Annotated in this window: 2 tRNA genes and 3 rRNA genes; all 5 read right to left on the bottom strand. The window is 49.3% G+C overall.

Annotated features, from left to right (window positions below):
• Position 1: 1 nt before the first annotated feature.
• Positions 2-117 (bottom strand): 5S ribosomal RNA (gene rrf, locus HMPREF8571_RS10915).
• A 76-nt stretch (positions 118-193) separates the two neighbouring features.
• Positions 194-3096 (bottom strand): 23S ribosomal RNA (locus HMPREF8571_RS10910).
• Between the two features lie 129 nt (positions 3097-3225).
• A tRNA-Ala gene (locus tag HMPREF8571_RS10905) sits at positions 3226-3298 on the bottom strand.
• A 51-nt stretch (positions 3299-3349) separates the two neighbouring features.
• A 16S ribosomal RNA gene (locus HMPREF8571_RS10900) occupies positions 3350-4896 on the bottom strand.
• Together the 16S, 23S and 5S rRNA genes with 2 tRNA genes alongside form the textbook arrangement of a ribosomal RNA operon.
• Before the next feature lie 235 nt (positions 4897-5131).
• Positions 5132-5203, bottom strand: a tRNA-Glu gene (locus tag HMPREF8571_RS10895).
• Positions 5204-5251 lie beyond the last annotated feature (48 nt).

Genomic DNA, 5251 nt, shown 5'->3' with positions numbered 1-5251 from the left:
AGCTAAGCGACTTCCATATCTCACAGGGGGCAACCCCCAACTACTTCCGGCGTTCTAGGGCTTAACTACTGTGTTCGGCATGGGTACAGGTGTATCTCCTAGGCTATCGTCACTTAACTCTGAGTAATACCTACTCAAAATTGAATATCTATCAAATATCAAGTAAACCTCGCGCTTCGTATCCTCAGTTACTTTGGATAAGTCCTCGAGCTATTAGTATTAGTCCGCTACATGTGTCGCCACACTTCCACTTCTAACCTATCTACCTGATCTTCTCTCAGGGCTCTTACTGATATAAAATCATGGGAAATCTCATCTTGAGGTGGGTTTCACACTTAGATGCTTTCAGCGTTTATCCCGTCCCTACATAGCTACCCAGCGATGCCTTTGGCAAGACAACTGGTACACCAGCGGTAAGTCCACTCTGGTCCTCTCGTACTAGGAGCAGATCCTCTCAAATTTCCTACGCCCGCGACGGATAGGGACCGAACTGTCTCACGACGTTCTGAACCCAGCTCGCGTGCCGCTTTAATGGGCGAACAGCCCAACCCTTGGGACCGACTACAGCCCCAGGATGCGACGAGCCGACATCGAGGTGCCAAACCTCCCCGTCGATGTGAACTCTTGGGGGAGATAAGCCTGTTATCCCCAGGGTAGCTTTTATCCGTTGAGCGATGGCCCTTCCATACGGAACCACCGGATCACTAAGCCCGACTTTCGTCCCTGCTCGAGTTGTAGCTCTCGCAGTCAAGCTCCCTTATACCTTTACACTCTGCGAATGATTTCCAACCATTCTGAGGGAACCTTTGGGCGCCTCCGTTACCTTTTAGGAGGCGACCGCCCCAGTCAAACTGCCCGTCAGACACTGTCTCCGATAGGGATAACCTATCCGGGTTAGAGTGGCCATAACACAAGGGTAGTATCCCAACATCGTCTCCTTCGAAACTGGCGTCCCGATCTCATAGACTCCTACCTATCCTGTACATGTGGTACAGACACTCAATATCAAACTGCAGTAAAGCTCCATGGGGTCTTTCCGTCCTGTCGCGGGTAACCTGCATCTTCACAGGTACTAAAATTTCACCGAGTCTCTCGTTGAGACAGTGCCCAAATCATTACGCCTTTCGTGCGGGTCGGAACTTACCCGACAAGGAATTTCGCTACCTTAGGACCGTTATAGTTACGGCCGCCGTTTACTGGGGCTTCAATTCATACCTTCGGATTACTCCTAAGCACTCCTCTTAACCTTCCAGCACCGGGCAGGCGTCACCCCCTATACATCATCTTACGATTTAGCAGAGAGCTGTGTTTTTGATAAACAGTTGCTTGGGCCTATTCACTGCGGCTGACCTAAAGTCAGCACCCCTTCTCCCGAAGTTACGGGGTCATTTTGCCGAGTTCCTTAACGAGAGTTCTCTCGCTCACCTGAGGCTACTCGCCTCGACTACCTGTGTCGGTTTGCGGTACGGGTAGAGTATGTTTAAACGCTAGAAGCTTTTCTTGGCAGTGTGACGTCACTAACTTCGCTACTAAACTTCGCTCCCCATCACAGCTCAGTGTTATAGATATAAGCATTTGACTCATATCACACCTCACTGCTTAGACAGACACTTCCAATCGTCTGCTTTAGTTAGCCTACTGCGTCCCTCCATCACTACATACTCTAGTACAGGAATATCAACCTGTTGTCCATCGGATACACCTTTCGGTCTCTCCTTAGGTCCCGACTAACCCAGGGCGGACGAGCCTTCCCCTGGAAACCTTAGTCTTACGGTGGACAGGATTCTCACCTGTCTTTCGCTACTCATACCGGCATTCTCACTTCTATGCGTTCCAGCACTCCTCACGGTATACCTTCTTCACACATAGAACGCTCTCCTACCATACCTATAAAGGTATCCACAGCTTCGGTAAATTGTTTTAGCCCCGGTACATTTTCGGCGCAGGGTCACTCGACTAGTGAGCTATTACGCACTCTTTGAATGAATAGCTGCTTCTAAGCTAACATCCTAGTTGTCTGTGCAACCCCACATCCTTTTCCACTTAACAATTATTTTGGGACCTTAGCTGGTGGTCTGGGCTGTTTCCCTTTCGACTACGGATCTTAGCACTCGCAGTCTGACTGCCGACCATAATTCTTTGGCATTCGGAGTTTATCTGAGATTGGTAATCCGGGATGGACCCCTCACCCAAACAGTGCTCTACCTCCAAGAATCTTTATGTCGACGCTAGCCCTAAAGCTATTTCGGAGAGAACCAGCTATCTCCAAGTTCGTTTGGAATTTCTCCGCTACCCACAAGTCATCCAAGCACTTTTCAACGTGCCCTGGTTCGGTCCTCCAGTGCGTCTTACCGCACCTTCAACCTGCTCATGGGTAGGTCACATGGTTTCGGGTCTACGACATGATACTAAGGCGCCCTATTCAGACTCGGTTTCCCTGCGGCTCCGTCTCTTCAACTTAACCTCGCATCATATCGTAACTCGCCGGTTCATTCTACAAAAGGCACGCTCTCACCCATTAACGGGCTCGAACTTGTTGTAGGCACACGGTTTCAGGTTCTATTTCACTCCCCTCCCGGGGTGCTTTTCACCTTTCCCTCACGGTACTGGTTCACTATCGGTCACTAGGGAGTATTTAGGGTTGGGAGATGGTCCTCCCAGATTCCGACGGGATTTCACGTGTCCCGCCGTACTCAGGATACTGCTAGGTACAAAGACTATTTTAAATACGAGGCTGTTACTCTCTTTGGCTGATCTTCCCAAATCATTCTTCTATAATCTTTGAGTCCACATTGCAGTCCTACAACCCCGAAGAGTAAACTCTTCGGTTTGCCCTCCTGCCGTTTCGCTCGCCGCTACTAAGGCAATCGCTTTTGCTTTCTCTTCCTGCAGCTACTTAGATGTTTCAGTTCACTGCGTCTTCCTCCTCACATCCTTAACAGATATGGGTAACAGGTAGTACCTGTTGGGTTCCCCCATTCGGAAATCCCTGGATCATCGCTTACTTACAGCTACCCAAGGCATATCGTCGTTTGTCACGTCCTTCTTCGGCTCCTAGTGCCAAGGCATCCACCGTGCGCCCTTATTAACTTAACCTTATTAACCTAATTTTTTCAAAAATTAGAAAACTCATTAAATACTTACAGCGTTTCGGTTTATTTTCTTGTTACTATTTGATATAGATATTCAATTTTCAATGTGCATTACTTGGTGATCTCTCACCAATGGAGCCTAGCGGGATCGAACCGCTGACCTCCTGCGTGCAAAGCAGGCGCTCTCCCAGCTGAGCTAAGGCCCCACAAGACCTCTCAAGACTAAACAAGACCAATGTGCAGTTCCTTATCCTTAGAAAGGAGGTGATCCAGCCGCACCTTCCGATACGGCTACCTTGTTACGACTTCACCCCAATCATCTATCCCACCTTAGGCGGCTGGCTCCTAAAAGGTTACCTCACCGACTTCGGGTGTTACAAACTCTCGTGGTGTGACGGGCGGTGTGTACAAGGCCCGGGAACGTATTCACCGCGGCGTGCTGATCCGCGATTACTAGCGATTCCGACTTCATGTAGGCGAGTTGCAGCCTACAATCCGAACTGAGACTGGCTTTAAGAGATTAGCTTGCCGTCACCGGCTTGCGACTCGTTGTACCAGCCATTGTAGCACGTGTGTAGCCCAGGTCATAAGGGGCATGATGATTTGACGTCATCCCCACCTTCCTCCGGTTTATTACCGGCAGTCTCGCTAGAGTGCCCAACTGAATGATGGCAACTAACAATAGGGGTTGCGCTCGTTGCGGGACTTAACCCAACATCTCACGACACGAGCTGACGACAACCATGCACCACCTGTCACCTCTGTCCCGAAGGAAAACTCTATCTCTAGAGCGGTCAGAGGGATGTCAAGACCTGGTAAGGTTCTTCGCGTTGCTTCGAATTAAACCACATGCTCCACCGCTTGTGCGGGCCCCCGTCAATTCCTTTGAGTTTCAACCTTGCGGTCGTACTCCCCAGGCGGAGTGCTTAATGCGTTAGCTGCGGCACTAAACCCCGGAAAGGGTCTAACACCTAGCACTCATCGTTTACGGCGTGGACTACCAGGGTATCTAATCCTGTTTGCTCCCCACGCTTTCGAGCCTCAGCGTCAGTTACAAGCCAGAGAGCCGCTTTCGCCACCGGTGTTCCTCCATATATCTACGCATTTCACCGCTACACATGGAATTCCACTCTCCCCTCTTGCACTCAAGTTAAACAGTTTCCAAAGCGTACTATGGTTAAGCCACAGCCTTTAACTTCAGACTTATCTAACCGCCTGCGCTCGCTTTACGCCCAATAAATCCGGACAACGCTCGGGACCTACGTATTACCGCGGCTGCTGGCACGTAGTTAGCCGTCCCTTTCTGGTAAGATACCGTCACAGTGTGAACTTTCCACTCTCACACTCGTTCTTCTCTTACAACAGAGCTTTACGATCCGAAAACCTTCTTCACTCACGCGGCGTTGCTCGGTCAGACTTCCGTCCATTGCCGAAGATTCCCTACTGCTGCCTCCCGTAGGAGTCTGGGCCGTGTCTCAGTCCCAGTGTGGCCGATCACCCTCTCAGGTCGGCTATGTATCGTTGCCTTGGTGAGCCGTTACCCCACCAACTAGCTAATACAACGCAGGTCCATCTGGTAGTGATGCAATTGCACCTTTTAATTGACTATCATGCAATAATCAATTTTATGCGGTATTAGCTATCGTTTCCAATAGTTATCCCCCGCTACCAGGCAGGTTACCTACGCGTTACTCACCCGTTCGCAACTCATCCAGAGAAGCAAGCTCCTCCTTCAGCGTTCTACTTGCATGTATTAGGCACGCCGCCAGCGTTCGTCCTGAGCCAGGATCAAACTCTCATTAAAAGTTTGAGTTCTCACTCATTTCTGTCACTGACAGATTTATTGTTTTTTTCATTGTTCAGTACTATAACTTCAGTTATAGTGCCCTGCACATTGGTTCGTCTTGTTCAGTTTTCAAAGGTCTTTGTCTCTCACTTCTCTCATGAGCGACAACTATATTAGTATATCACAGCTAGCTCTCTCTGTCAACAAGTTTTTTAAACTTTTTTCCAAGTTTTTTCTAACCACAATATACCCATAGTCCGTACGGGATTCGAACCCGTGTTACCGCCGTGAAAAGGCGGTGTCTTAACCCCTTGACCAACGGACCTGAGCTTTTCGACTCTTTCTATTATACCTTCTTTTCTCCCTTTGTCAA

The sequence above is a fragment of the Streptococcus mitis ATCC 6249 genome (assembly GCF_000146585.1).
Classification (GTDB): domain Bacteria; phylum Bacillota; class Bacilli; order Lactobacillales; family Streptococcaceae; genus Streptococcus; species Streptococcus mitis_AZ.
Note: the sequence above shows the minus strand (reverse complement) of the source record. Positions and strands in the feature narration are given on the sequence as shown.